Origin of the sequence: Arthrobacter sp. SLBN-83 (assembly GCF_006715285.1) — a bacterium.
GTDB lineage: Bacteria > Actinomycetota > Actinomycetes > Actinomycetales > Micrococcaceae > Arthrobacter.
In genome coordinates, this window is sequence record NZ_VFMX01000001.1 from 999,411 (window position 1) to 1,026,267 (window position 26,857).

The following is a 26,857-nucleotide window of genomic DNA, read 5'->3' on the forward strand; positions in this document are numbered from 1 at the left end:
GCGAGGCCGGGCACCACGCCCTGAGTCAGCCTGTGTCAGGGGGCCCGCTGCAACCGCAGCGGGCCCCTGACGATTTACAACGTTCTAAATACTCTTTTGCGGCCAGGAAAACAAGGCTTCCCTTGCCCCCACCCCCACCGCTAGATTGCTGGGGAAGCGTTTTCCGGTCTCAAAATTGAAAGGATTCACCGATGAATCCCCGCACCCTTCCCCTTCGCCTGCTCTCCGTTGGAGCAGCCGGCCTGGCACTGACGCTGAGCTGTGTCGCAGCCCCGGCCTCCGCCGTCGGGCCCTCCCCCAAGCCCGGAATCCCAGGCGTCCAACTGGACCATCTGGACCGCGGCCTGGTAGCCGCCGCCACCTCCGAGGGCGTGTTCCTCAGCTGGCGGTTGCTGGGCAACGAGGCAACCGGCTCCTCCCCCACCGGCTTAACCGGCACCGACTTCAACGTCTACCGGGACGGCCAGAAACTGGCCACCGTCACGGACAGCACCAACTTCCTGGACCCGGCTGGACGCGCAGGATCGTCCTACCAGGTGCGGGCCGTCGTCGGGGGCGTTGAGGTTGACCGGAGCGCCGGCACCACGCCGTGGGGCAGCAACTTCAAGGACGTCCCGCTCAGGAAGCCGGCCGACGGCGTCACCCCGGCCGGCCAGCCCTACACCTACTCCGCCAACGACACCTCCGTGGGGGACGTGGACGGCGACGGGCAGTATGAGTTCATCGTCAAATGGGACCCGAACAACTCCAAGGACGTCTCGCAGGTGGGCTACACGGGCAACACCTACGTCGACACCTACAAGGCCGACGGGACGCTCCTCAGCCGCATCGACCTGGGCGTCAACATCCGATCGGGCGCGCACTACACCCAACTGCTGGTGAACGACTTCGACGGCGACGGCCGGGCAGAGATGATGATGAAGACGGCCCCGGGGACCAAGAGCACCAGCTTCAACGCAGACGGCAGCGTGGCGGCCAGCTCGTTCATCTCCCTGCTCCAGTCCGATATCAACGCCGGGTACTCCAACACCGATGACTACCGCATGAGCGCCGCGGATTACTACCAGCACATGGTGAAAACCTTCCAGGGCTGGACGGAGCACCCTGAGGTCAAGGCGGGCCACTGGCCGGCCACGCTGGAGGAAGCATTCGGAATCGCGCCCCAGTACAAGTACCCGCTTTCCCAGGCTGATGCGGAAAAGCTCACCGACTACTTCATGGACGTCTACGCCCCGGCCCGCAGTGCACGCAACAATCTGCGTGCATTTGAGGGCTTCATCGTGTCCGGACCGGAGTACCTGACGGTGTTCGAAGGCGCCACGGGCAAGGAATTGAAGACGGTGGCATACACCCCGGGACGGACGGACGATGGCCTGATGTGGGGCGACTATGCCATGGCGCGGATAGAGCCAGGGAACCGCGTGGACCGGTTCCTGGCCGGCGTCGCTTACCTGGACGGCAAGAAGCCGGCGGCGGTCTTCGCCCGCGGCTACTACACCCGCACCACCATCGCCACCTATACCTGGGACGGCTCCAACCTTTCACCAGTCTGGAACGTGGACTCGGGCTGGACGCCCATGACCAACCCGTTCAACGACTCCCCGCACGGCCGCGACGGAACAGACCCTACGTATGGGAAGCTCACCACGCAGGGCTTCCACTCCCTGAGCGCCTCAGACGTAGACGGTGACGGCAAGCAGGAGATTGTGTACGGGTCGGCAACGCTCGACGACGACGGCTCGGTTCTGTACACGTCCTTCGACACCCTGCCGACAGGCAGTGCCGCTCCCGGCGAAGAGGCGCGGCTGGGCCACGGCGACGCCATGCATGTCACCGACATCGATCCCAACCGGCCCGGAAAGGAAATCTTCACCGTCCACGAAGGAGCGGCATACGCCCCTTACGGCTACGCCATGCGGGATGCCGCCACTGGTGAGGTGCTGTTCGGCGCGTACTCCGGCAAGGACACCGGGCGCGGCATGATCGGCGATGTGGATCCGGCTGTTCCCGGCATTGAGAACTGGGCCATCGGCATGCAGTCCGCGGACGGCCGGAAGCTTTCCAGCAGCGCACCGGGAACCAACATGAGCATCAAGTGGGCTGCGGACATGACCACGCAGATCATCAACGGCTCGGGCGACCAGACACCCACCATTGATGACTGGAAGCGCGGGCGGCTGCTCACGGCGGACGGCACCCGGACCAACAACAGCACCAAGGGCACCCCAAGCCTGGTGGCCGACATCCTGGGCGACTGGCGAGAGGAGATGGTGGTCCGGACGGCTGACAGCTCCGCCCTCCGCATCTACCTGAGCACCGAAGTGACCAACCACAAGCTCTACACGCTCATGCACGATCCGCAGTACCGGGCCGAGGTTGCCCGGCAGAACACGGCGTACAACCAGCCTGCTTACACCGACTTCTACTTCGCGTCCGACATGAAGTTCAGCAGCGTCCCGCTGCGTGCTGCCTGGCTTCCGGGCAGCATCAAGGCCCTGCAGGACATCCTCACGGACCTGGTGGAGTCAGGGGACGTTTCCGGACCGGTGGCCAGCCAGCTTGGCGTCAGCATCCAGCAGGCCGCACAGGCGGTCCAGGACGGCGATCCGGCCAAGGCGGGGCAGGCAGTGCAGCGGTTCGTGGACTTCCTTGCCCAGCAGAAGAAGCCGGACACGGTGTCAGGTACGGCCCGGGTATCGCTGGAGTACAACGCCGGCAATATCCTGCGGGCATTCTCGAATAGCGGGCATTGAGAGCCGGAACGGGCGATAGAGGGGAGACTGATGGCATGACACTTGCACCGCTCATCGAACTCAATGACGGCAACAGGATTCCACAGCTGGGGCTTGGCACGTGGCCGCTGGACGACGAACAGGTGGCAGCCGCCGTCGTACAAGCCGTGGAAGCCGGGTACCGGCACATCGATACCGCCGTGAAGTACGGCAACGAACGGGGTGTTGGCAACGGCATCCGCGCCAGCGGCGTGGACCGCAGCGAGCTGTTCATCACCACCAAGCTGGACGGCGAATTCCAGGGCCACGACCGCGCTGTGGCCGGCCTGGAGGGATCGCTAAAGCGTCTGGGGCTTGATTATGTCGACCTACTGCTGATCCACTGGCCGCTCCCCGGCCGGGACCAGTACGTTTCCACCTGGCAGACGTTTGAACGGCTGCAGGCCGAGGGGAAGGTGCGGTCCATCGGGGTGTCCAACTTCAAGCCCGCCCACCTTGAGCGGCTGATGGCCGAGACTGATGTGGTGCCGGCAGTGAACCAAATCCAGCTCAGCCCGGCAATCACCCGGACCGCTGAGCGCGAATTCCATGCCCGGCATGGGATAGTTACTGAGTCCTACAGTCCGCTGGGCGGCTCGGGAGCAGGTTTACTGAGCGCTCCTGTCCTTTCCCAACTGGCTGAAAAGCATGGAAAAACACCTGGCCAACTGGTCCTCCGGTGGCACATACAAAACGGATTGGTAACGATTCCCAAGTCGGCTTCCCCGGAGCGTATGGCGGAGAACCTGGACGTGTTCGATTTCGCCCTGGACCCGCAGGATCTAGCGGAACTTTCGGTCCTGGACGAGGGCCCCGGAGCGGGCAACGACTCGGACAAAACGGGGCACTAAAGTTGGCCTGAACAGCACTTTTTTCCTAAAACGGGGTTGGCAAACAGATAGTAAGCATGATTACTATTGAGCCAGAAGGACGAAGTGCCTCCCGAACATGGGGGCCTCCTTTACTTAGGAAGAGAGCGACAAATGGGATTTATTGCATTTCTGATTCTCGGACTTATCGCCGGCGCGATTGCCAAGGCAATCCTTCCGGGACGTCAGGGTGGCGGCTGGATCATCACCATGGTGCTGGGCGTCGTAGGCGCACTGCTCGGTGGCTGGATCGGCGGCGCCCTGTTCGGCGGCGGACTGCAGGAGTTCTTCTCGCTGCAGACCTGGCTGCTGGCGATTGTTGGCTCGCTGATCGTTCTTGCGATCTACGGCATGGTCACTAAGCGCGGCGCACGCGGCTAATAACCGCGCACGCCAGGAAGCCGGCCTGGGGACACCATCCCCGGGCCGGCTTTCACTTTCTCCAGCCGGGGTATCACCGCCCTCGGCCAGGATTGACAACCTTCTCGGAGAGCAGGAGTTCATCGTGAAAAACAAGCTTCTTTTGGGTGTAGGCGTTGCCGTCGGCTATGTCCTCGGCTCGCGGTCAGGCCGTGCTGCTTACGACAAGCTGAAGGCCCGCGCGGCCGGCATCTGGGACAGCAAGCCGGTACAGGACAAGGTTTCCGTAGCTACGGAGGCCATCAAGGAAAAGGCGCCTGAAGTGGCGGACCAGCTGGGCGAAGCCGCGCGCAGGGCAGGGACCGTGCTTGGTTCTGCCGTGCACCGGGATGGCTCGTCCAACGGCGGCCAGTCTTCCGCAGCGGCCGGCACTTCCCCCGGCACCGCCACTGGTACCTCTACAACCAGCGCGGGCGGCCTTGGCGAAGACCACATCCCCGCACACAGCACCCACCCGGAAACCACCAACCTTGGTACCTCCGATGGGAGCGGCGCAAAGTCCTGATACCTGCTTCATTACGCGGTCACTGCCGCGTGACATGGGACTAAGCGGGCTTTGTGCTACAACTGAATCGCCTTGCCGGCCGTCGCGATCCTTGGGGGACGCGGCGGCCGGCAGTGTTTAAACGGTGGTTTCCGTAGCCTCCCCGGGTTTTCCACATAGGGGTTTTGGGGTCTCTTGATTGTCAGTGGTGGCTGGCAGAGTGGGGTTATGGAGGCCATTGGGGAAGATCTTGGGAGGGCGTACGACGCCGGCAGTTGGCTGCCGCGCCCGGCCCGGCTTCACCCGGTCCCCAGTGAGGATCCTTTGGCAGGTCCTTTGCAGGCATCGGCCTCGGGGCCCGGTGGGCAGGACGTGTTGGATGGGCTGGCCGCACAGCTGGCGGCCGCCGCCCTGGCCGCCCCGGACCTGCTGGCAACCGCCAGCCATGCCGAAGCCGCTGATTACGCCGCCCGGATCGAGGGCCTCGCCCGCTCCATGGAATACCTCCAACTCCTGGCCGCGGGGGCCGTGGACCGGACCCGCACCCAAGCCATCAACGACGCCGCCACAGCCAAAACCCGCCCAGCCCGAACCCGCCCAGGCGGGTCCACGGGCTGGATCACCGGCTGGGACGCCAACGGCATCGAAACCCTCAACACCACCCCCAGCACCGACGCCTTGGACCAAACCAGCACAGCGTGTGCAACCGGGACTTTTACCGGGACCGGCGCCCTGGACCACACCAGCACAGCGTGCGCGACCGGGACTTCTACCGGGACCGGCGCGGTGAGCGAGACCGACCGCAACTGGCCCGGCCCACCCTCCACACGAGGCCTGCCGCGCCCCGTGGTGTCCCCGGGCGATGATGGGTGCCGGAACAGCGCCGAGTTCCTCCGCCTACGCCTGCAGATCCCCATCCGCGAAGCCCGCCGCCGCCTCACCCTCGCCCACCACGTCCTGCCCGCCACCACCATCACCGGCGAACCACTCCCACCCACCAGGCCACACCTCGCCGCCGCCCTCACCCCCACACCCCCGACCACTGTTGAAGGTGCCACCACCGAAAACGCCCACCCGGCGGTGTCCTCGCATGCGGCGACGATCATCACCGCCACCCTGGACCGGCTCCAACACCACACCACCGAAGAGACCCTCGACCGGATCGAGCACCACCTCACCACAACCGCCACCACCACCGACCCCGACTTCCTCACCCGCCTGGCCCAACGCTGGATGGACACCATCGACGCCGACGGCACCGAACCCACCGAAGAAGCCCTCCGCCACACCCAAGGCGCCTTCATCCGCAAACCCCGCCACGGCCTGCACCGCGTCGAAATCTTCGCCACCAGCGACCAATACGAACACCTCCTCACCGTCATGAACACCGCCACCAACCCCCGCACCACCACCCCCAACACCGGCATGTGCACGGCCACTGGCACTGCAGAGGGGTCGGGCACGGGCGGCGGCACCGGCAGCGGCGGCGGCAGCGGAGGGACAGGTACCGGCACCGGAGACAGCACACCGGCAGGCAACGCCACCGAGCACACCGCCCTGCCGGACCTGGACCGGCGCACCCGCGCCCAAAAACAACTCGACGGCCTCGTCACCGCCGCCAAAGCCGCCCTCACCACCAACACCCTGCCCACCACCGGCGGCAACCGACCCCAAATCATCGCCACCATCCACTACCAAGACCTCTTCCCTCACACCCCCGGCACCACATCCGGGAAAACAGAACCAGGATCAGAGGCCCGAACGCACTCACAAGCGGAACCGGAAACGGCCCCGGAAGCCCAGACAGGGACCTCCACCGGGACCGGAGCATTCATGTTCTCCGGCCCCGTCGCCGCCACCACCCTGCGCAAAACCGCCTGCGACGCCGACATCATCCCCGCCCTCCTGGGCACCCGCGGCGAAATCCTCGACCTCGGCCGCAAAACCCGGCTCTTCACCCCCGCCCAACGCCTGGCCCTCACCGCCCGAGACCAAGGCTGCGCCTTCCCCAACTGCACCATCCCCGCCCCCTGGTGCGAAGCCCACCACATCACCTACTGGTCACACGGCGGACCCACCACCACCAACAACGGCGTCCTGCTCTGCAGCCACCACCACCACCTCATCCACAAAGAACAATGGACCATCACCACCACCCACGACACACCCACCTTCATCCCCCCACCCCACCTCGACCCCAACCAAACACCCCAACAAAACCACTACTTCAAACCACCCCCACCACCCCACCCACGGGAATGAAACCCGGGTTGCCCGCGAGCCGTCGACAGCTAATCAGCGGTTTGTGCGGCTGGACCATGCCGTTGATAAGCAGCCGTTCGTGCTCCACGGTGGGTGTTGTCGCCGGAGGCTGTGTCCCGGTATAGAGGGTTATCCGTCCTGGAGGATCGATACCGATGGCCGGTGTGAGAAGTTGGTTGTCCGCCCACCTGGGCCTAACCGGTTGTCCGTCTCGGGCAGAACCGCAAAACGGAAAGCGGATGGCGCTTGGTTTTGGACGGTCCCAGTCCGCGGGCTGAGCTCGAAAGGCGGGGAGCTAATGCCGTCCGTAAGAGCGGGTTTCTGTCTGGGGCCTGAGCTGGAGCGGAGGGGACTCTAACGCCGCATACTCTCGGCCACGAGGCGCCCTACGACCACAGTCCCATCCAGTTCCTCCGAACGAACTGTTCGTACGGCAAACCCGGCTGCTGCCAGGATTTCGGAGGTGCCGGCTGCCTGCCGCTCACTGGTTTCGATAAGCAGATGGCCCTCCGAAGCCAGCCACTGAATCCCACCAACAGCAATCCGACGGTGAAAGTCCAGGCCATCAGGACCGCCGTCGAGTGACACCGCAGGTTCATAAAGGCGCGCTTCCGGCGGCATGGTACGGATGGCTTCCGTGGGCACATATGGAGCATTGACAGTCAGCACTTGGACCCCGCCATTCAGTGCAAATGGAAGAGCCTCGAACAGGTCGCCCGCATGGACATGACCGCCCAGAGGTTCAAGATTCGCGCGGGCACACCGTACGGCCGCAGGTTCAATATCCGCCGCATGCAAATCCGCCCGCGGGGACTGGCGAAGGACGGCCACCCCCACCGCACCCGAACCACAGCAGAGGTCCACCACAATGGGGGGTGCCGCCAAGGCGTCGTGCCGCAACAATGCCACGGCCTCGGCGACCAACAGTTCCGTGCGGCGACGCGGCACAAAGACGCCAGGCTCAACCAGGACCCGGCCGCCGGCGAACTCTGCCCAGCCCAGGATGTGTTCGAGGGGAACACCCTCCATGCGGCGCCGGACATTCCGCCGGAGTTCCGTGGGGCTACAGGTTTCAGCCAACAGGAGCCGGGCTTCATCTTCGGCGAAAACGCAGCCGGCAGACCGCAACAGGGAGACGATACGCCCGTAGGAGGGCGATTCGGGCTGGCCGTGAACCGCCTGCGATCCAGAATGCAGCAAAGCAGCGCCTTTCGGTGAGCCGACGGGCACCCCCACGGCCGCTAAGCCCAACTCCCGGAACGGCGCGGCGAGGGGGAACCCGATACTGATAGAGCCGAAATTGCACCCACCGCCTTCTGCCGTTGCCGGAAATCCCATGCTAATCGGCGGCCCGGTGCTCCGGAATAGCAGCAGCTGTTGGCAGGATGGGACCATGACCACCGGCGGAGCCAACAACAACGCAGCCAGCAACCTTCTCTGGATCGGCACCTACACCCCCGACGGCGGCGGCCGGGCCCAAGGCATTGGCGCTGTCCGCGCCCATCAGGACGGAAGCCTCGAATGGTTGGGAACGGCAGTCGAGGCCCAGTCGCCGTCGTTCGTGGCCGTCCATCCCATACTGCCCGTGGTGTATGCGGCCGCCGAACAGCGCAAGAAGGTTCAGGCATACCGTCGTCTGGGGGACTTTGGCCTGGAAGTCCAGGGGGAAGCAGAGCCTGCGGGCGACGCCACCTGCCACGTTGCCGTCGATCCGGGCGGCCGCTTCGTCACCGCGACGTGCTGGGGTGACGGGCAGGTCCTCCTCTACGAGTTGGATGCCGACGGCGGAATGACCGGACGGCTTTCCGCCGCACCGTCGGTGGATCCCCACGGCAGCCTTTCTCCCGACAACCCCCGGCAGAGCCGTGCCCACGCCAGCCTGATGCTCAGCGACGGCCGCGTCATGACCACGGACTTGGGCCACGACACCCTGCGCATCTGGAACTACGAGCCGGGAACCGGACTGGTAGCCGACCACGAGGTGGTCCTCCCCTACGGCAGCGGCCCGCGACACTTGGTGGAGCACCCTTCCGGCAGCGTGTTCATCGTGTCTGAATACTCCGTGGAGGTCTTCGTGGTGCGTTCCGAAGCGGGTACCTATGAACTGGTCTTCCGGGGACCCGCAACGGCGGGCGGAAGCCAGGAAGGCGACTCCGCCGCCGAAATCTGCCTTGGCCCGCAGGGCAGCTTCGCGTATGCCGGCGTCAGGGGCTCGAACATCATCAGTGTCCTGGAAGTGGCAGCGGGCGGCACCGAACTGATCCCCGTCAAGGACATAGACAGCGGCGGGGACTGGCCTCGGCACCACTTGGTCCGGGGAAACTTGCTGCACGTGGCCCACGAACGGTCGGACAACATCGCCACCTTCGAGTTGGATCCTGTCACGGGGCTCCCAGGCCCGCTGCTGCATAACCTGCCCACCCCATCGCCCACGGCCCTGGTGCCTGCAACTATGCCTGCGCCTGCAACCTAGAACAGCGGGCTGCCCGAGCGGAATGGACCTTACCTAAACACTGGAGTAATCCAGTGCAAGCGCTTACAGTTGTGACTCGGTTCACAGAACAGCATGCTGTCCTCCGAACCCTCCTGCCGCATCCCCATGTCAACGGCAAGCCTGTATAGCAGCGCTGCTTCCCAGGAAGGTCTCACACTTGTTATTCCGCACCCCTCCCGGCGCGCCCCCACGCGCCCCACTGCCGGCAAAGCCCGCAGGAACACAACCCGCCCCCGGCCGCCGAACCGTCGGCCGCACCACCGCCGTCCGATCGGCAGCCGGCCTCCTGGCGGCCGCCGTCGCCCTCTCCGCTGCAGTCCTCCCGGCCCATGCCGCGCCGGGTCCGAACAACCCTGGCCCCAACAGCCCTGGTTCCAACGGCACCAGCACCGGTACAAAAGGCAACGGGTCCGGGTCCGCCCTACACTCACTCCGCGGGGCGGTTACTGACGAGAACTTCTACTTCGTCATGGCGGACAGGTTCAGCAACGGCAGCACCGCCAACGACCAGGGCGGGCTTGGCCCCGACCCCATGGTGTCCGGTTTCGATCCGACGAAAAAAGGCTTCTACAACGGCGGCGACCTGGCCGGCCTGCGCAGCAAGATCGACTACATCCAGGGGCTGGGCACCACGTCCATCTGGCTCACACCCAGCTTCAAGAACAAGGCCGTCCAGCCTGAGGACAAATCGGCCGGCTACCACGGCTACTGGGTTACCGACTTCACTCAGATCGATCCGCACCTTGGCACCAATGACGAGCTCAAGGGTCTCATTGACGAGGCCCATGCCCGCGGCATGAAAGTGTACTTCGACATCATCACCAACCACACCGCGGACGTCATCGGTTACCAGGAAGGCGACCGCAAGGGCTACGTGTCCAAGGACGCAGTCCCCTATAAGACGGCCTCCGGCGAAGCATTCGACGACCGTGACTACGCAGGTACCGGAACCTTCCCAAAGCTGGACGCGAACACCTCCTTCCCCTACAAGCCAGTCCTTGCCCCGGGAGAAGAAAACCTCAAGGTTCCGGCCTGGCTGAACGACCCCACGCTCTACCACAACCGCGGCGACACCACCTTCACGGGTGAGGACTCCATGTACGGGGACTTCTACGGCCTGGACGATCTCTTCACCGAGAACCCCAAAGTGGTCCACGGCATGGAGGACATCTACAAGTCCTGGATCGGCGACTTCGGCGTGGACGGCTTCCGCATCGACACCATGAAGCACGTCAACAACGAGTTCTGGCAGGAATTCGGCCCCAACGTCCTCAGCTACGCCAAGGAACACGGCAAGGACGAGTTCTTCATGTTCGGCGAGGTCTTCGACACCAGCAAGAGCTTCACCTCCCAGTTCACCACCCGCAACAAGATGCAGGCCGTCCTGGACTTCCCCTTCCAGGACGCCGCCCGCAACTTCGCCTCCAAGAGCCAGGACGCCAAGGCGCTGCAGGCCTTCTTCGCCGGGGATGACTGGTACACCGACGCCGACTCCAACGTCTACGAGCTGCCCACCTTCCTGGGCAACCACGACATGGGCCGCATCGGCAGCTTCATCGCGCAGGACAACCCTGCCGCTACCGACGCCGAGAAGGTGGCCCGGGACGAACTGGCCCACGAGTTGATGTACTTCTCGCGCGGCAATCCGGTGGTCTACTACGGCGATGAACAGGGCTTCACCGGCCCGGGCGGTGACCAGGATGCGCGTCAGACCCTCTTCGCCAGCAAGGTGCCGGACTACCTTGACGACGACCTGCTGGGCACGGACGCCACCCACGCCACCGACAACTTCAACCCGGACCACCCGCTCTACGCCAAGATCAGGGAACTGGCTGCCCTCACCAAGGAGCACCCTGCACTGCGGAACGGCGCCCACCAGCACCGCTACGCCTCCGACGGGCCCGGCATCTACGCCTTTTCGCGCACCGACGCGCAGGACCAGCGTGAATACGTGGTGGCCCTGAACAACAGCGCGCAGCCGCAGACGGCCCAGGTCCCCACCTACATCGCCAAGCGCAGCTACACCCGCATCTATGGCCAGGGCGCAGACGAAGTGAAAACTTCAGACGACGCCAAACTGACGGTCACCGTACCGCCGCTCTCCGCCGTCGTCTACGAATCCTCCGGCCGGATTCCGCACTCCAAGGCAGCCCCCGCCGTCGCCCTTCAGCAGCCAGCCGCCGCCCAGGGTGACAACGGACGCATCAACGTGACGGCCGACGTCGACGGTACTTCGTTCTACGAGGTCACCTTTGAAGCAAGGACGGCAGGCGGACAGTGGCAGCAGATCGGCACCGACGACACCGCGCCGTACCAGGTGTTCCACGACGTGGCGGCGCTGGACGCAGGCGCCCCGCTGGAGTACCGCGCCACCGTGCTGGACAACGGCGGGCACACTGCCACCAGCCAGAGCCGATCGGCAAGTGTCCCGGCGCCCGTCCTGACCCTGCAGAAGCCTGCCGAGGGCAGCAGCGTGGAAGGCAAGGTGGAGCTGAGCGCCACCGCCGATCCGGAGAAGGCCAGCCACGTGGTGTCCTTCGAGCGCAGCGTCAACGGCGGGGACTGGACGGCAGTGGGCAGCGACTCGTCGTCGCCCGTGTACACGGCAACCGATGACGTATCGGGGCTCGCCGACGGCACCAAAGTCCAATACCGGGCTGCCATGACGGGTGCCGGCTTCAGCGTCACCAGCGAAACCAGGACCGTCACGGTAGGCCAGGCGCCACAGCCTGACTCAGTGACTGTTGCCGGCTCGCTCAACCAAGCAATGGGGTGCAGCGCCCAATGGGACCCGGCCTGCGCGCAGGCGAAGATGGTGTTGGACCCGGCGGACCGGATCTGGCGGCTGACCGTTGACCTGCCGGCCGGGAAGTATGAGTACAAGGCGGCGCTCAACGGCGGCTGGGACGAGAACTACGGCGCGGATGGCCAGCTCAACGGCCAGAACATCGTGCTGGATCATCCAGGCGGGCGGGTCACCTTCCGCTACGACAACAGCACGCACGTGCTCAGCGCTGTGTATGCGTCGGAGCAACCGGGCGCGGTGGCGGCAGCGGGAAGCATGGACAGCGAGCTGGGCTGCGCCTCGGACTGGGAGCCGTCCTGCGCCCAGGCGCAGCTGGTGCTGGACCCTGCGGACCTGGTGTGGAAGCTGACGGTGCCTGACCTTCCGGCTGGAAGCTACGAGTTCAAGGCCGCGCTGAACAAGTCGTGGGATGTAAGCTACGGGGCCGGCGGGGCATCCCCGGGCGCCAACATCGTCTTTGAGCACGACGGCGGCCCGGTCACCTTCAGGTACGACCACTTCACGCACGTAATCACCGCGGGCCAGGGTTAGCCCCGGAAACAAAACCCGTGGCCCCGCCGCTTCCAGGAGCGGCGGGGCCACGGTTTTTTCATGTCCGGTTAGGAGCGGTGCCAATTATTGGCGGTGCATTGCTCCCTCCACCGCCGCGAGCAGGGAATTGAACCGTTTGTTGCCGGGAAGGTCATCCAGGTAGACCGGCCTTCCGTCCGGGCCGCCGAGCGGAACCTGCCAGTTGGGGTACAGCTCCTCCGTGGTGCCGGGTTGGTTCTGGACGCGCCGCTCCCCCACCGCGTCGACCAGGGCCACCCCGAGGAGCACCGATGGTGCCTGGGCGAGCAGGAGGTGCAGCGCCTCGATGGTGTGTTCCTCGGTTGCCTGCCCGGACGCACTCCCGGGAGCGCCCTCGGAAAGGTAACCGCGCTCCCGCAGCAGGGCGAACATCTTCTCCAGCGAAGCATTGTGCTCCGCCCGTTCTTCGGATTCGGAGCGTTCCAGCAGCCCCAGCCTGCTCCGCAGCCCCACGTGGTCCCCGGCAAGGTAGCCGGCCGTGGGCGGGAGGTCGTGGGTGTTCACGCTGGCGAGTGCCTGCGTACGGTACTTTTCCGGCGCAAGGGGTGAATCGCCGTCGTACTCAAACCACAGGATGGACGTGCCCAGGATGCCGCGGGCCGCAAGGTAATCACGAACCCACGGTTCGAAGGTGCCCAAGTCCTCGCCGATCACCACCGCGCCGGCCCGGTGCGCCTCCAGCGCGAGGATTCCGATCAGGGCCTCGTGGTCATAGCGGACATAGGCCCCGTCCCCCGGAGCATTCCCCATGGGGATCCACCACAGCCGGAACAGGCCCAGGATGTGGTCCACTCGGATGCCGCCGGCGTGCCGCAGCACGTTGGCCAGCATGTTGCGGAACGGCTGGTAGCCGGCCTCCGCCAGCCGCGTGGGGTGCCACGGCGGCTGGCCCCAGTCCTGGCCCTGCTGGTTGTACATGTCCGGCGGGGCGCCCACGCTGGTGTTCGGGGCCAGCACGCCGCGCAGCGTCCAGGCATCGGCGCTGCTGTGGTCCACGCCGACGGCGAGGTCGTGCACCACGCCGAGGCGCATTCCGGATCTCAGCGCGGTGCGCTGGGCGTTCTCCAACTGCTCATCGCAGATCCACTGCAGCCAGCGGTGGAACCCGATGCGGTCCGCAAGCTTCTCCCGGAGCGCCTCCGCCTCCGGTGTGCCGATGGCGTACGCCGGGTCCTTCCAGAGCGGGTCGCCCGGCGCAAGATCCTCACGGATAGCGGACCAGAGCGCAAAATCCTCCAGCCCCTTGCCGGACAGGCGGCAGAACTCATCGAAGGCGGCCTGCCGGGCAGGTGATCGGCGCGTGTGGTAGAGCATCTCCAGCGCCTGCAGCTTCGCCGCGTACACGGCATCCCGGTCCAGCCGGGCACCTTCCTTGTTCAGCCCTGCCACTTCCTCGTGGAGCTTTTCCAGCGCCGCACGTTTCCGCGGCCGCAGGTATGCCAGCTCAGGAATGGCTTCGATGCGGATGTACAGCGGGTTGAAGAACCTGCGGGTGGACGGCGAGTAGGGCGAGGGCTGGATGGGCGGAACCGGCTCCGCCGCATGGAGCGGGTTGACCAGTACGTAGTCGGCGCCGCGCGCCCCGCTGATCGCGGCCAGGTCTGCGAGGTCGGCAAAGTCACCGATGCCCCAAGACCGTTTTGAGCGGACGGAATACAACTGCGTGGCCAGGCCCCAGCCGCGGCGCTCCTCCAGCGGCTTGGCAGTGGCCAGCCGCGCGGGCGTCACCACCAGGGTTGCGGTGGAAGTGGCATCCTCCGACTCCGCGTGCAGGGTGTGCCAGCCCAACGGCAGGTCCTCGGGAAGGGAGAACGTGGCACGTCCGATGGAAACGCCGTCGACCTCGCGGGGCTGGACCCAAACGTCCTGCTGGAGGGCCTCCCGGGACCCTGCGCCCCCTTCAAGGGTGATGGTCAGGCGGGTAGTTGCCCCGTCCCGGACGTGAACCGGAACCTGCGCGGGTTCGCCCTGTTTGATGACGACGGCGGGCGGCAGCATCCGCCGCCAGGGCGCAAGATCCGCCTCGGCCAGGGCAGCCTCGATGTGCCGGTTGGTGTGGGCGTCAACGCCCAGGGCGGCGAGCACCTTGATCAACGTCGATTCTGCAACGGAGTGGGGAAGCCCATCCCACCCTTGGAAGGACGTACCGACGCCGTGGGCGTCAGCCAGTTGCTGCAGCAGGTGCGGATCCACGGGTTCAGGGGCAGCGGCGGGAGGGTCAGCGGGCATAGCTGGCCGTGGTGCGTGCTGCTGGTCTGAAGCCGTCATGGGTGTCCGCCTCGTCTGTGATGGTCCCGGAACTTACAGTGCTGCTGTTGTTGTACCCGGGCAGTGACACCCCATGCACAACCGTTGGTTCAGATTATTGCAGGGCAGCTCAGAGGCGAAACCCGGAAGGTACACAGGCGGGTCGGGACAGGTGCACGGTTTTACGGATCGAAGTGCGTACTCACAGCGCCGTCGCTCACGCGGCCAATGATTTCACCGGCCAGGTCCCGCAGCTTCTGGTTCCGGTGGCTGGACGCTTTGGTGAGCAGGGCCATGGCCTCCTCCTGGGAACACCGGTTCTGCGCCATGATCACCCCGCACGCCATGTCGATGGTGGTGCGGCTTGCCATGGCGGCCTTGAGGTCATCGGCCAGGTTCTGGGCGTCCGCGATCCGCAGCGCCAACCGCAGTGCCCGGCCGGCCAGGTCCGCGAACCCTTCAGCCCGGTGGACGACACCGGGGGTGAACACATCGGGCTCCGCTGCGAAGAAGTTCAGGGCGGCCGCCTGGTGTTCATCGAGGGCGAGCGGAACGCCCAGCGCGCTGCGGCAGCCGTTCTGGGCCAGCACCTCCTGGTAAGCGGGCCAGCGCGTATCGGTGTGGACGTCGGACAGGACCATCGGCTTCATGGCGTCCAGTGACGCGATGCAGGGACCGTTCCCCAGCGCCTGCTCCAGCTTGTCCAGCACGGCTGCGCGTTCACTGCTGCCGGCAATGGTGGCAGTGCGTTTGCGGCGGCGGAGCGTCACCCCGCACTCGATGAACACACCGGCGGCATCGCTGAGCGTGGCAGCGGCAACGGTCGAGAGCTCGGTCAGGAAGTCGGCCACGTTGCTGCTGCCAATGATGAGGTCGTGCAGTTGGACGAACTCATCGCCAGTTCCAGGGGTGCTCATGCCTCAATATAGGCGCTCTTCCCACCGGTTGCGCGCCATAAAACGTCATTCCCGCTGCCCGCGTTACTCCCTGCGACGAAAAGCGAAGGACTAAGGCTGGATTCTGCGGCGGCCTGCTGAATCTGTGTAGCCTCGTGACGACCCAAGGCATGGCAACCAAATGGAGGAGACCACGGATGAGCCTCAGCGAACTGCGGGTGTTCGGCAGGTCGGGCACTCCTATCAGTCCCCTCACCCTTGGCACCATGAACTTCGGCGAGGGAACCGGCTCCCAGGGCGCCCCCACCGGCGCGGAGGAGAGCATCCGCATCATCCATGCCGCCCTGGATGCCGGCATCACCGCGATCGACACAGCGGACGTCTACTCGCAGGGCGAGTCCGAGCAGGTGGTGGGCCGGGCGCTCCGCGGCCGCCGGGACGATGTCTTCCTGGCCACCAAGTTCCATGGCCAGATGAGCCCCAATCCGGCGCACTCGGGCAACTCCCGGCGCTGGATCACCCAGGCCGTGGAGGGGAGCCTGCGGCGGCTCCAGACAGACCGGATCGACCTCTACCAGGCACACCGGCCGGACTACAACACCGACGTCCTGGAAACCATCACCACTCTCAACGACCTGATTCGCCAAGGCAAGATCCTCTACTACGGCACCTCGGTGTTCACGCCCGCACAGCTTGTCGAGGCCCAGTGGCTGGCCACCACCAACCACCTGATCCCGCCGCTGGGCAACCAGGTTCCGTATTCCATGCTGGTCCGCGGCAACGAGCGGGACGTCCTGCCCATTGCCCAGCAGTACGGGCTGGGGGTTCTTGCTTACGGCCCGCTGGCAGGTGGCTGGTTGTCCGGCAGCTTCGTCCTGGAATCGGGCAAGCCGCCCACCAGGGTGCACACGCTGCCGGGCCGGTACGACATCTCCGGGCCCTCCAGCGAGCGGAAACTGCTTGCCGCGGACTCGTTGGCCCGCCTGGCGGACAAACTGGAACTGTCCCTGGTGGACCTGGCCGTGGGCTTTGCCCTGACCCACCCCGCCATCAGCAGCGTGATCATCGGCCCGCGCAGCGAGGAACACCTTTCCGCCTATCTCCGCGCCGCGGACGTCCGGCTGGGCGAGTCCGTCCTTGACGCCATCGACGACCTGGTGCCGCCCGGCACCAACTTCGTGGAGCGGGACGCGGGCGCCATTGTTCCGTCCATCGAGTTTGCGGAATTACGACGGCGGTAGCCGGCTTTCCGGGACCGTATCCAAGGTGGGGAAAACCTTGGAAGCCGCACGCCGCCGTCGTACCTGACCTAAGCCCACCCCCACCCCCTGCCTATGATGGCCGGGATGGAAACGCTGTTCACGGTAGGTCACGGCACCTCCTCCCAGGCGGACTTCACGGCGCTGCTGAGGAGCGCGGGGGTGACGTCGCTGGTGGATGTGCGGATTGGGCCGGGCAGCCGCAAGCATCCGCACTTCGGCAAGGACCTGATGGCGGAGTGGCTGCCCGACGCGGGCATCGGTTACCGGTGGGAGAAACGGCTGGGCGGGTTCCGGAAGCTGCCCCCGGATTCCCCTGACACGGCCCTCCGCAATGAGTCGTTCCGCGCGTATGCAGGCTATATGCGCACGGGGGACTTCCTGGCCGCCGCAGCCGAACTCGTTGCCGGCTCCCAGGCAGTGCGGACCGCGATCATGTGCAGCGAAACCCTGTGGTGGCGCTGCCACCGCCGTCTCATCTCCGACCACTGCCTCCTGCTGGCCGGCCAGCCCGTTGAGCACCTGATGCCGCCCGGCAAGGCGGTGCCGCACGTTCCCACCAAGGGCGTGCGGGTACTGGGCCATGAACTGCGCTATGACGTGGCCGGGTGACACCGGCGCGGCGGCCCGGCCATAGGAGCGCCGTCGCTATTGACTAACCGGTAGAACGCTCCTACGGTCGATAGCGATACCGCCTCCCAGGGAAGCAGGGGCCCACCATGCCAATGTCCGATGAGGAGCGACGCCTGCTCAAGGAGCTGGAACTGGGACTGATCGCGGATGATCCCCACCTGGCCATGGAACTGTTGTCCGGTTATCCCGCGCGCCGTTTCCCCTCAGGCCTGCTCCCGGGAATGGCAGCGGCCCTGATCGGCGTCGTGCTCATCCTTGCCGGGGCAGGGCTACCGGCACCCGGAGCGGTGGTGCTGGGAATTCTGCTGCTGAGGCTGGGCGCCTGCCTGCTGCTGGGCCCCACTGTGCTGGCCCGCAGCGCCGGACGCCAGCCCACCGGCTAGAGCGTTGACGGAGCGCCCGCCGGTGCCGGGCAGGGCCTTTTCGGCCGCGGCGTAAGGATGAACAGGCTGGCCAGTACGACGGCGGCGCCTAGCCAGCCAAGTGCCGGAAGCCGTTCGCCCACCACAAGCACCGCCAGGACGGCAGCCACGACCGTCTCGAGCAGGGAAATGCTGGTGGCCGTGCTCGCCCCGACCCGGGCCAGACCCCAACCGAACAGGAGATACCCGGCGAACATCGGGACTGCGGCCATGTAGGCGCCCACGCCGACGCTGCGCCAGGACTCCAGCAGCGCAGCGCCGGTCAGCGTGAGGACCGGCATCAGGAGGAGCCCGCCCAGACCGAAGACCGCCCCCATGGCGGCCCTGGCGGTGAGCCCCTGGCCCGTCAGCCGGTGCGCTGCCCAGGAATACAGTGCATAGGTGGTTCCGGCCAGCAGCCCCAGGAGGATCCCCGCCGTCGGGGTCCATGGATCGGCGCCTGGACCTGCGGCAGCGGGCTCGTGTCCGGAAAGCGACAGCAAGGCGGCTCCGCCCACTCCAAGCAGGGCCCCCGTAATCCATTGCCGGCTCAAGGGTCTCCGGTCCTCGAAACGTTCAATAAGGGCCGCCGCCACCGGGGCCGAGCCAATGGAGACAACGGTTCCCACCGCCACCCCGGCCAGGTGCATGGAGCTGTAGAACGCCAAGGGGTAGACGGCCACCGCCACGGCGCCCAGCGAAACCAACCGCCACCGCTCAAGCAGGCTGCCGGACTGGATCCTGATGTGCCGTGCAGCGTACAGGCTCTGCAGCAGTCCGCCGAAGCCCATCGCCACCGCGCCGATAGCCAGCGGGTTCACGCCGGGGGCGAAGGTGGCGGCGGTTCCGGTGGTGCCCCAGAGGATCGATGCGGCCACCACCGCCAAGGCACCCCGGAGTTGGGCCTTCGGATAATTTCGCACGCTGCTCACAGGGCGTCCAGCAGCTGCCCGGCGATGAGCCGTGCCTCCTGCAGCGGTACGTCCGTACCTTCCAGGCCGGCCCTGGCCATGGCGCCTTCGAGCAGGAATGCCAGATGCGCAGCGATTCCCGGCGCCCGTTCCTTCTGCCCGGGCAGCAGGGTACCCAGATGTTCCGCGAGGAGTTCCTGCACCTCCTCCTTGTGGCGGCGCACCGCGGCCCTGCCTGGATCCCCGGCGGGCAGCTCCGCCGCAGCGTTGAGGAGTCCGCAGCCCCGGAACCCGTGCTGGTACGCGAAGTTGGCGTGGTCCAGGTAGGCATCGAAGACCGCCAGGACCTGTTCACGCGCAGTGCCGGCCGTTTCCAGCCTCTTACGGTAAAGCCCAAGCCATTCTTCGTGCCGGGCTTCGAGATAAGCCGCCACTAGGTCTGCCTTGGAGCTGAAGTTGTTGTAGAGGCTCTTCCTGGCCACGCCCGCTTCGGTGGTGATGGCATCGATTCCGGTGGCGGCGACGCCGTTTGCGTAGAAGAGGCGCGCAGCCGCCTCCAGCAGCAGCTCGCGGGCGGGCGGTCGGGCTTGAGTCGAGGCGGTTCCCGCCGTACCGGCAGCAGGCATGGGTACTCCTTGAGCTAGCAGTAGGTAGACCAGTCTACCTACTTTACCTTCGAGCCGGGAACGCCATCACCGCAGGGTCCTTGACACTCATGGGCAGGAGTTCTAAATTCAAGATATTCAGTTTTAGAACGAGGTCCCGATGCTGCATTCCAACTACCCCTTGAATGGAACCTTGGCCCTGCTTCCCGCCAGTTGGGCGGCATGAGATGGACTGGCAGGGATGGGGACTTTTCGGGCTCCTGGCCACCGCAGTCCTGACGATCATCATGATTGCCGCCCAAATGGCCGGCCTGACGCGGCTGGACCTGCCGCTGGTGCTTGGCACCCTGGTGACGCCCGATCCGGACCGTGCCCGTGTTGCCGGCTTCTTCATCCACCTTGGTGCGGGCCAGGTGTTTGCCCTCGGCTACGCCGGAGCGTTCGCCCTCCTTGGCAGGGCTGCCTGGTGGACCGGCGCACTGCTGGGCCTGCTGCACGTGGCGGTGGTGCTTACGGTCATCCTTCCGCTGCTGCCCGGCGTGCACCCCAGGATGGCCTCCACCCGCGCAGGCCTGTCCACCACCGCCGTGCTCGAGCCGCCGGGACTGCTCGGTCTGAACTATGGCATCCAGACCCCGGCCGTGGCCATCGTGGCGCATGTAGCGTACGGGGCCGTCCTGGGACTCCTGCTAAGGGCTCTGTGAAGTGAGCGCCATGAGCCTTGTATCCGGGCGGAAGCGCCGCACGACCGCAACAGAGCGGCCAAAGCCGCAGGCCGGCGTCGGCCCCTCCCCCGCCGCACGCTGGCAGCCGTCCGCCATTGCCGACTACGGGATGGTCGGTGATACCCGGACAGCGGCCCTGGTATCGTCTGCCGGATCTGTGGATTGGATGTGTGCGCCTGCGTTCGACGGCGAGCCAATCTTCGGCGCCCTGCTGGGCGGCTGGGAAGCGGGCCAGTTTGTTGCCGGACCGGCCGGGCCGGCGCGCCTGCTGAACCGCCGCTACCGCGGGCACACCGCAACGCTTGAAACAAGCTGGTCCTCGGGCAGAGGCGTGTTGACGTTGACCGAAGCGATGGTGGCTGAGGTATCCGGCGCGCTCTTGCCCACCACGCTCCTGGTCCGGCGGCTCACGGCGCACTCAAGCCCGGTAGCCGCCGTCGTCCGCTTTGCTCCGCGCTTGGGCGAAACGCACCGCATGCCGCGGATCAGCCGGCGGGCGCGGGACCTGGTGGGCGAATGGGGACCGTTGGCCGTGTCGCTGGGCTCCAGCGAAGGCTGCCCGCTCCCGGATGGCGACGAACAGGAACTCGTGGTGCATCCCGGGCACCCGGTGACGCTTGTCCTGGCCGTCGCCTACGGCGAGCCCCTGATCCACGTGGACCCGGAAGCCGCCTGGCAACTGCTGCTCGATGACGAACGGCAATGGGAAGCCTGGGCGGAGGAAGTGGACGCCGGTCTCCCGTTCCGCGAACAGGTACTGCGGAGCCTGCTGACGCTGCGGCTCCTCACCTACTCACCGTCGGGCGCTCCGGTCGCGGCGCCCACCACCTCCCTGCCGGAAAATCCGGGCGGGATCCGGAACTGGGACTACCGGTTCGCGTGGCCGCGGGACGCGAGTATTGGTGTGGCCGCGTTCCTGCAGGTGGGCAAGGCGGACGTGGCCCTTGGCTTTTTTGGGTGGCTGCTGCACGCCAGCCGGCTGCAGCGGCCACGGCTTCCCGCACTGCTGACGCTGTCCGGCCGGGCCGTTCCCCGCGAGCGCGAATTGCGGGGCTGGCCGGGCTATTCCGGGAGCACACCGGTGCGGACCGGCAACGGTGCAGCCGGGCAGCACCAACTCGACGGTTACGGCTGGGTGCTGGACGCTGCCTGGGTGCTGGTGCAGGGTGGCCACCGGCTGTACTCGGAGACGTGGCGTGCCATGCGCGGGTTCGCGGACCTGGTGGCAGGATCCTGGTCCGCCCCCGACGCCGGGATTTGGGAAATCCGCGATGACGCTGCCCATCATGTCCATTCCAAGCTCATGGCCTGGCTCGCGCTGGACCGGGCCCTGCGCATTGGTGCCACCCATCGCCTGGCAGCGAGGCAGCGGCGCCGGTGGGAGTCCTCCCGCGACCGGCTCGGGGCGGATATCCGAAGCCGGGGCTTCGATCCGGTCCGGGGTATCTACACCCGCACTTATGGATCGGCGGACCTGGACGCCGCCCTGCTGGTCCTTCCGCTGGTTGGACTTGAGGAGCCACGCGCCGAGGCAGTCCGCCGGACCGTTGACGCGATCCGGGACCAGCTGGGTGCCGGCGGTCCCCTTCTCTACAGGTACCCGCCCGGGCAGGATGGACTGGAGGGCGGCGAGGGCGCCTTCCTGCCCTGTTCATTCTGGCTGGTCCAGGCGCTGGCCCTGACCGGCAGGAGGGAAGAAGCGGAGAAGACGTTCCGCGCGCTGCTGGACCTGGCCTCCCCGCTGGGGCTCTTCAGCGAGGAGCTGGACCCGGCCACCGGCGCCTTCCTTGGCAACTATCCCCAGGCCCTCACCCATGCCGCAATGGTCCAGGCCGCGCTGGCCCTGCGCCAGGCTGGCGACCCGACGTCGGAAGTGCTTGGAAAATCCTCACGGAAATCCGGCCGAAGCCACGGGAATTAGTTGCCTGCGTCCTGCGTTGTCGATCTGTTCAGAACAATCTGGGCACCGAATCCTGACAGGAGAACACACCACATGTCAGTTGACTACGACGCTCCGCGGGTGACTCCCGAGGAAGAGCCGAACGTCGCCCTGGAGGAGCTGAAGTCCGATAAGTCCGGCCGCCGGGAAGCTGCTCCCGACATGGACGAAACGGACCTCGCGGACAGCTTTGAGCTGCCCGGCGCAGACCTCTCCAACGAGGAACTCCTCATCCAGGTGGTCCCGGTGCAGGCAGACGAATTCACCTGTATGTCCTGCTTCCTGGTCCACCACCGCAGCCAGTTGGCGCGGGAGAAGGACGGCAAGAAGTACTGCAAGGAATGTGAGGGCTAGCAGGGGGACGAAGACCGGCCACGGAGGGGTTCAACTATTGGAATTCCCACCCGCGGCCGGCGCGATCTTCCCGCTTGGAGTTTGCTAGCTGACCAGGACCTGCGTGGCGGATTCCTTCAGCTTGCCGTTGGCCCACTTCATCTGGCGGATGGTCTGGGGGTGGCACTTCTCGGCCAAGGCGAGGAGGTCCTTGTCCTTCTTCCCTTGGGCTGCCTGGGCCAGCAGTTCCCAGTCCGCCGACACCCCGCAGGCCTTCAGGTAGAGCTCCCGCAGATCACGCAGCAGCAGCATGCCGGTTTCGGGGCGCCGGCCCACCATCTCGCTGCCCTTTTCGCGAATGGTTTCCATCAGTCCCATTTCGCCGCGCGGTTCAGGATCCAGGTCCAGGCCGTAGTTCTTGCCCATGGCCGCGATGTCCCGCACATGCTGCTGGGACCAGCGCGCAAGGTCCCGGGCCAGGTGGTAGATCTCGTGGTCCACCTTGTGCCGCTCCGAGATGGTCAGCAGGTGGTGCGCCAGGTCGTTTTCGGAGCGGTGCATTTCCTCAAGTACAAGCCCGAATTTCATCGTGCTCCTCCTGCCATCTCCGGAGCCTCGTCGGCCATCGCGGACGGAATGCCCTTCGTCGCGGCCCCTTCGGGAAAGCCGCCCACCGGAGCCGAGGCTGTGGTGGTGGGCGCCAATGACGGACCCTCGCCGGCGGAAACCCTGGTGATGCGCGCCGCGGCCGTCTTGAAAATAGGCTGCTTGGACGCGGCATCCCAGTCGGTAATGGTCAGCTCGTTCGCGGCCCGCCCTGCCCCGTCCGGCTGATGGCCGCCGTCGGTGTCCCAATAGCCGTAATGGAAGGGCAGGAACAGCACCCCGCTCCGGATGCCGCTGATCCGCACCTTGGCACGGACGGAACCGCGGGGTGTCTCCACCTCCGCAAGGTCGCCCTCGGCAATCCCGTAAGCGCCGGCGTCGTCCGCTGACAACTCAACCCAAACATCAGGCGCGGCTGCCTGCAGCTCCGGCGCCCTGCCCGTCTTGGTGCGGGTGTGGAACTGGTAGAGCGTGCGGCCGGTGATGAGCTGGAGCGGAAAATCCTGGCTGGGCAGCTCGTGCGGCGGCATGTACTCGGCGGCCTTAATGATGGCTTTGCCCTCCGGATTGAGGGCCTTGTACTCGGACGGGTCTACGGGCGCGCCGGTGATGAGGTCGCGGCCGTAGGTTTCGCAGTACTCCGGGTGCGCCCAGAACTTCCCGTCGGCATAGATCCGCTCCGTGCCGTCCGGGTTCTCCTCGTTGCACGGCCACTGGATGCCCGAGCCGCCGCGCAGCTTTTCATAGGTGATGCCCGTGTAGTCGCAGGGCCGCCCGCGGGTGCATTCCTTCCAGGCCTCAAACGCGGACTCGGGATCGTGCCATTTGATCAGCGGCTGCCCGTCCTTGTCCTGCAGGCCCATTCGGTGGGCGTAGTCGATGAAGATGTCCAGGTCGGGCCGGGCCTCCCCGGGCGGGTCCACGGCCTTCTCCGAAAGGTGGACGGTGCGGTCCACGTTGGTGAAGGTTCCCGTCTTCTCACCCCACGTGGCTGCGGGGAGCACCACGTCCGCGAGCTGGGCGGTCTCGGACAGGAAGATGTCCTGCACCACCAGGAACAGCCGCTCCTGCTGCAGGATGCCGCGGATACGCGCCAGCTCGGGCAGCGAGACCGCCGGGTTGGTGCCGCTGACCCACAGCATCCGGATGGAGCCGTCCTCGGCGTACCGCATCATCTGCATGACGTGCGTGGGCGGAGAGTAGTGCGGGATGGACATGGGGTCGATGTTCCAGACGCGTGCGAGGTCCTTGATGTGCGCATCGTTGGACCAGTTCCGGAAGGCGGCCAGGTCGCCGTCGGCCCCGCATTCCCGGGTGTTCTCCGCCGTGGGCTGGCCGTTCATTTGCAGGATGCCGCACCCGGGTTTGCCCAGCATGCCGCGGATGATGTTGACGTTGTTGACCTGGACGGCGGCGGCCGTGGCCTGGTTGGACTGGTAGAAGCCCTGCAGCACCGTGGAGAGCAGCCGCTCGGCGTGGCCGATGATGCTGGCCGCCTCGGTGATCTGCTCCGCCGGGACACCGCAGATTTCCGCAACGAGGGCCGGCGGGTAGTTCTTGACCTCTTTTTCGAGCTCGGAGAACCCCACCGTGTGCGCCTGGATGTACTCCTGGTCCACCCAGCCGTTGGAGATGATCTCGTGCAGGATGCCGTTCATCAGGGCCACGTTGGTGCCGGGCCTTGGGGCCAGGTGCAGCGTGGCGGCCCTGGCCACGGGTGTCATGCGGGGGTCCACGCAGATGATCTTGGGCGGGTTGGGTCCGGCGAGGCGGTCCAGCATCCTGGTCCACAGGACGGTCTGGGTCTCCGCCACGTTGTGCCCGTAGAGGGCGATGACGTCCGCGTGGTCAACGTCGGTGTAGGAGCCGGGTTGCCCGTCGCAGCCGAACGATTCCTTCAGAGCCTCACCGGCGGTGGCCGTGCAGAGCCTGGTGTTGCCGTCCACGTGGTTGGTGCCGATCCCGCCGTGCGCAATCGCGCCCAGGGTGTAGTACTCCTCCGAAAAAAGCTGCCCGGTGGTGTAGAAGCCCAGGGCACTGGGTCCCTGCTCCGCGAGCAACGCCTTGGAGCGGTCCACGATGCGCTGCATGGCCGTGTCCCAGTCCGTCTCCACCAGTTTGCCGCCCTCGCGGATGAGGGGTTTGGTCAGCCGGTCCGGCGATGCGTTCGCCTGCCACCCGTACAGGTCCTTCGGGCCCAGCCGGCCGTGGTTGACCCGGTCCACGGCGCGCCCGCGCACCCCGACGATCCGGTTGTCCTTGACGGCGATATCCATGGCGTCGCCATTTGAGTGGAGGAGCGACGCCGTCTGGACCCACCGGTCCACATCCTCCGGGGCCACCCCCTCGGCCAGGTGCGTGTCCACCCTGACCGGCCAATCACCGCCGCTGCCGTACGGCGTCCTTGTCCCCCATGGTTCAGCTATTCGGTCAATCCGAGTCATCTGTCCATCTCCTGTCCGGAACCGGCGGGCAGCGTCGAAACGACGTTGTCCCTACCGGTTCCTGTACCCAGGAGGGGCCGCTGGTAACAGGGGTTTTTGTGCCGCCGGGGAGAGGCGGTGCTGGTCAGGCCCGCTTGGCCGGCGACGGCGCATCGGCCGGCTTGTCCTGCAGCGGACGCCGGGCCAGCCAGGCAGCCACGATGGCACCGGAAACGTTGTGCCACAGCGAGAAGACGGCGGACGGAAGCGCTGCCAGCGGGGTGAAGTGGGCCGTAGCCAGGGTGGCGGCCAGGCCGGAGTTCTGCATGCCCACCTCGAAGGCGAGGGCGCGGCGGGCCTTGTCGTCCAGGCGGCCCAGCTTGCCGGCCAGGTAGCCCAGCCCCAGTCCGAAGCCGTTGTGCAGCACCACAGCGAGGAACACGATGGCCCCGGCGCTGATGATCTTGCTGGCGCTGCCGGCCACCACGATGGCCACGATCAGGGAGATTACGACGGCGGACGCCCACGGCAGTGCCGGCAGCACCTTCGCGACGAGCTTCTTGAGGAACAACCGGGCAAGGAGGCCGGCGATCACCGGCAGCAGCACGGTCTTGACGATGTCCCCCACCATGCCGGCGGCGTCGATCTGGAGGTAGGAACCGGCCAGGAACAGGACCAGCAGCGGGGTGACAATCGGGGCGATCAGGGTGGAGACGGAGGCCACCGCAACGGACAGGGCAACGTCGCCCTTGGCCAGGAAGGCCATGACGTTGGAGGCGGTTCCGGAAGGCGCGCATCCCACCAGGATGACGCCGACGGCCAGCTCCGGCTCAAGGTTGAGGGCCCCGGCGATCAGCCAGCCCGCGCCGGGCATGATGATGTAGTGCGCCACGATTCCCAGGGCCACGGCCCACGGGCGTTTGGCCACGGCGGCGAAGTCAGGCGGCGTGAGGGTCAGGCCCATGCAGAACATGATGATGCCCAGCAGGTAGGGCACGCTGGGCGCGATGGGTTTGAAGACTCCGGGGAGCAGGAAGCCGATGATGCCTGCAGCCACCACCAGGATGGGGAACACCGTCACGGCGATGCGGGCGATCCTGCTTTCCGCTTCGAGCGCAGGGTTGGTGGGTGTCCCGTCCGGGGAATTCTGGGGTTTAGTTGCCTCAAGCATCCAATCATGGTGGCACCGGCTGGTATGGCTCC

21 protein-coding genes are annotated in these 26,857 nt (G+C 66.3%); 13 read left to right on the forward strand and 8 right to left on the reverse strand.

Going from position 1 to position 26,857, the window contains the following annotated elements; genetic code table 11:
* The first annotated feature begins 191 nt into the window (after window positions 1–191).
* The 5 genes from FBY30_RS04515 to FBY30_RS04535 all read left to right on the forward strand — a co-directional run bounded on the left by FBY30_RS04515 (window position 192) and on the right by FBY30_RS04535 (window position 6,806).
* Entirely contained in the window at window positions 192–2,753 is a 2,562-nt protein-coding gene (locus FBY30_RS04515; protein ID WP_142131434.1) for a rhamnogalacturonan lyase, read from the forward strand.
* A 35-nt stretch (window positions 2,754–2,788) separates the two neighbouring features.
* Window positions 2,789–3,622 (forward strand): aldo/keto reductase, encoded by an 834-nt coding sequence (locus tag FBY30_RS04520; protein WP_142131435.1) that lies wholly within the window; start codon window positions 2,789–2,791, stop codon window positions 3,620–3,622.
* Between the two features lie 132 nt (window positions 3,623–3,754).
* The gene (locus FBY30_RS04525) at window positions 3,755–4,021 is read left to right on the forward strand and encodes a GlsB/YeaQ/YmgE family stress response membrane protein (protein WP_142131436.1); all 267 of its coding nucleotides are present in this window, start codon (window positions 3,755–3,757) and stop codon (window positions 4,019–4,021) included.
* 124 nt (window positions 4,022–4,145) lie between these two features.
* Window positions 4,146–4,565, forward strand: coding sequence for a YtxH domain-containing protein (locus FBY30_RS04530; RefSeq protein WP_142131437.1), 420 nt, complete (start codon window positions 4,146–4,148; stop codon window positions 4,563–4,565).
* 207 nt (window positions 4,566–4,772) lie between these two features.
* Window positions 4,773–6,806, forward strand: a complete 2,034-nt coding sequence (locus FBY30_RS04535) for an HNH endonuclease signature motif containing protein (RefSeq protein ID WP_268815683.1) — start codon at window positions 4,773–4,775, stop codon at window positions 6,804–6,806.
* A gap of 354 nt (window positions 6,807–7,160) precedes the next feature.
* On the opposite strand, the gene FBY30_RS04540 is transcribed toward FBY30_RS04535, so the two are convergent.
* Window positions 7,161–7,934: a putative protein N(5)-glutamine methyltransferase gene (locus FBY30_RS04540; protein ID WP_442858295.1), complete on the reverse strand. Its 774-nt coding sequence runs from the start codon at window positions 7,932–7,934 to the stop codon at window positions 7,161–7,163.
* A gap of 265 nt (window positions 7,935–8,199) precedes the next feature.
* Between FBY30_RS04540 and FBY30_RS04545 the strand changes: the two genes are divergently transcribed.
* Both FBY30_RS04545 and FBY30_RS04550 read left to right on the forward strand, forming a co-directional pair.
* Window positions 8,200–9,279 carry a lactonase family protein gene (locus FBY30_RS04545; protein ID WP_142131438.1) on the forward strand — a complete coding sequence of 360 codons (1,080 nt, stop codon included), beginning with the start codon at window positions 8,200–8,202 and terminating at the stop codon, window positions 9,277–9,279.
* A gap of 178 nt (window positions 9,280–9,457) precedes the next feature.
* The gene (locus FBY30_RS04550; RefSeq protein ID WP_142131439.1) at window positions 9,458–12,637 is read left to right on the forward strand and encodes an alpha-amylase family glycosyl hydrolase; all 3,180 of its coding nucleotides are present in this window, start codon (window positions 9,458–9,460) and stop codon (window positions 12,635–12,637) included.
* An 84-nt stretch (window positions 12,638–12,721) separates the two neighbouring features.
* Here FBY30_RS04550 and malQ read toward each other — a convergent pair whose 3' ends face one another.
* Entirely contained in the window at window positions 12,722–14,944 is a 2,223-nt protein-coding gene (gene malQ, locus FBY30_RS04555) for a 4-alpha-glucanotransferase (protein WP_142131440.1), read from the reverse strand.
* 161 nt (window positions 14,945–15,105) lie between these two features.
* Window positions 15,106–15,840 (reverse strand): GAF and ANTAR domain-containing protein, encoded by a 735-nt coding sequence (locus FBY30_RS04560; RefSeq protein WP_142131441.1) that lies wholly within the window; start codon window positions 15,838–15,840, stop codon window positions 15,106–15,108.
* Window positions 15,841–16,016: 176 nt separating this feature from the next.
* Here FBY30_RS04560 and FBY30_RS04565 point away from each other — a divergent pair, with 176 nt between their 5' ends.
* From FBY30_RS04565 to FBY30_RS04575, 3 genes are all read left to right on the forward strand, one after another.
* Window positions 16,017–17,060 (forward strand): aldo/keto reductase, encoded by a 1,044-nt coding sequence (locus tag FBY30_RS04565; protein WP_142131442.1) that lies wholly within the window; start codon window positions 16,017–16,019, stop codon window positions 17,058–17,060.
* A 105-nt stretch (window positions 17,061–17,165) separates the two neighbouring features.
* Entirely contained in the window at window positions 17,166–17,690 is a 525-nt protein-coding gene (locus FBY30_RS04570; RefSeq protein WP_142131443.1) for a DUF488 domain-containing protein, read from the forward strand.
* 107 nt (window positions 17,691–17,797) lie between these two features.
* Window positions 17,798–18,094 carry a DUF3040 domain-containing protein gene (locus FBY30_RS04575; RefSeq protein ID WP_142131444.1) on the forward strand — a complete coding sequence of 99 codons (297 nt, stop codon included), beginning with the start codon at window positions 17,798–17,800 and terminating at the stop codon, window positions 18,092–18,094.
* Here the strand turns inward: FBY30_RS04575 and FBY30_RS04580 are convergent.
* Window positions 18,091–19,044 (reverse strand): DMT family transporter, encoded by a 954-nt coding sequence (locus tag FBY30_RS04580; RefSeq protein WP_200830635.1) that lies wholly within the window; start codon window positions 19,042–19,044, stop codon window positions 18,091–18,093. The two genes, FBY30_RS04575 and FBY30_RS04580, sit on opposite strands and share 4 nt — an antisense overlap.
* A complete protein-coding gene (locus tag FBY30_RS04585; protein ID WP_142131445.1) occupies window positions 19,041–19,649 on the reverse strand; it encodes a TetR/AcrR family transcriptional regulator in 609 nt (202 codons plus the stop codon). Before FBY30_RS04585 ends, FBY30_RS04580 begins: the two co-directional genes overlap by 4 nt.
* 206 nt (window positions 19,650–19,855) lie before the next feature.
* Here FBY30_RS04585 and FBY30_RS04590 point away from each other — a divergent pair, with 206 nt between their 5' ends.
* The 3 genes from FBY30_RS04590 (at window position 19,856) to FBY30_RS04600 (ending at window position 22,646) form a co-directional block, all read left to right on the forward strand.
* A complete protein-coding gene (locus FBY30_RS04590; RefSeq protein WP_142131446.1) occupies window positions 19,856–20,332 on the forward strand; it encodes a hypothetical protein in 477 nt (158 codons plus the stop codon).
* 10 nt (window positions 20,333–20,342) lie between these two features.
* Entirely contained in the window at window positions 20,343–22,274 is a 1,932-nt protein-coding gene (locus FBY30_RS04595; protein WP_142131447.1) for a glycoside hydrolase family 15 protein, read from the forward strand.
* A gap of 72 nt (window positions 22,275–22,346) precedes the next feature.
* The gene (locus FBY30_RS04600) at window positions 22,347–22,646 is read left to right on the forward strand and encodes a DUF4193 domain-containing protein (RefSeq protein WP_018772148.1); all 300 of its coding nucleotides are present in this window, start codon (window positions 22,347–22,349) and stop codon (window positions 22,644–22,646) included.
* An 84-nt stretch (window positions 22,647–22,730) separates the two neighbouring features.
* Here FBY30_RS04600 and FBY30_RS04605 read toward each other — a convergent pair whose 3' ends face one another.
* The 3 genes from FBY30_RS04605 to FBY30_RS04615 form a co-directional block, all read right to left on the reverse strand.
* Window positions 22,731–23,213, reverse strand: coding sequence for a hypothetical protein (locus FBY30_RS04605; protein ID WP_142131448.1), 483 nt, complete (start codon window positions 23,211–23,213; stop codon window positions 22,731–22,733).
* Complete coding sequence (locus tag FBY30_RS04610; protein ID WP_142131449.1) at window positions 23,210–25,675, reverse strand: molybdopterin oxidoreductase family protein; 2,466 nt, start codon at window positions 25,673–25,675, stop codon at window positions 23,210–23,212. Before FBY30_RS04610 ends, FBY30_RS04605 begins: the two co-directional genes overlap by 4 nt.
* 124 nt (window positions 25,676–25,799) lie before the next feature.
* A complete protein-coding gene (locus FBY30_RS04615; RefSeq protein ID WP_142131450.1) occupies window positions 25,800–26,825 on the reverse strand; it encodes a bile acid:sodium symporter family protein in 1,026 nt (341 codons plus the stop codon).
* Window positions 26,826–26,857: the final 32 nt, after the last annotated feature.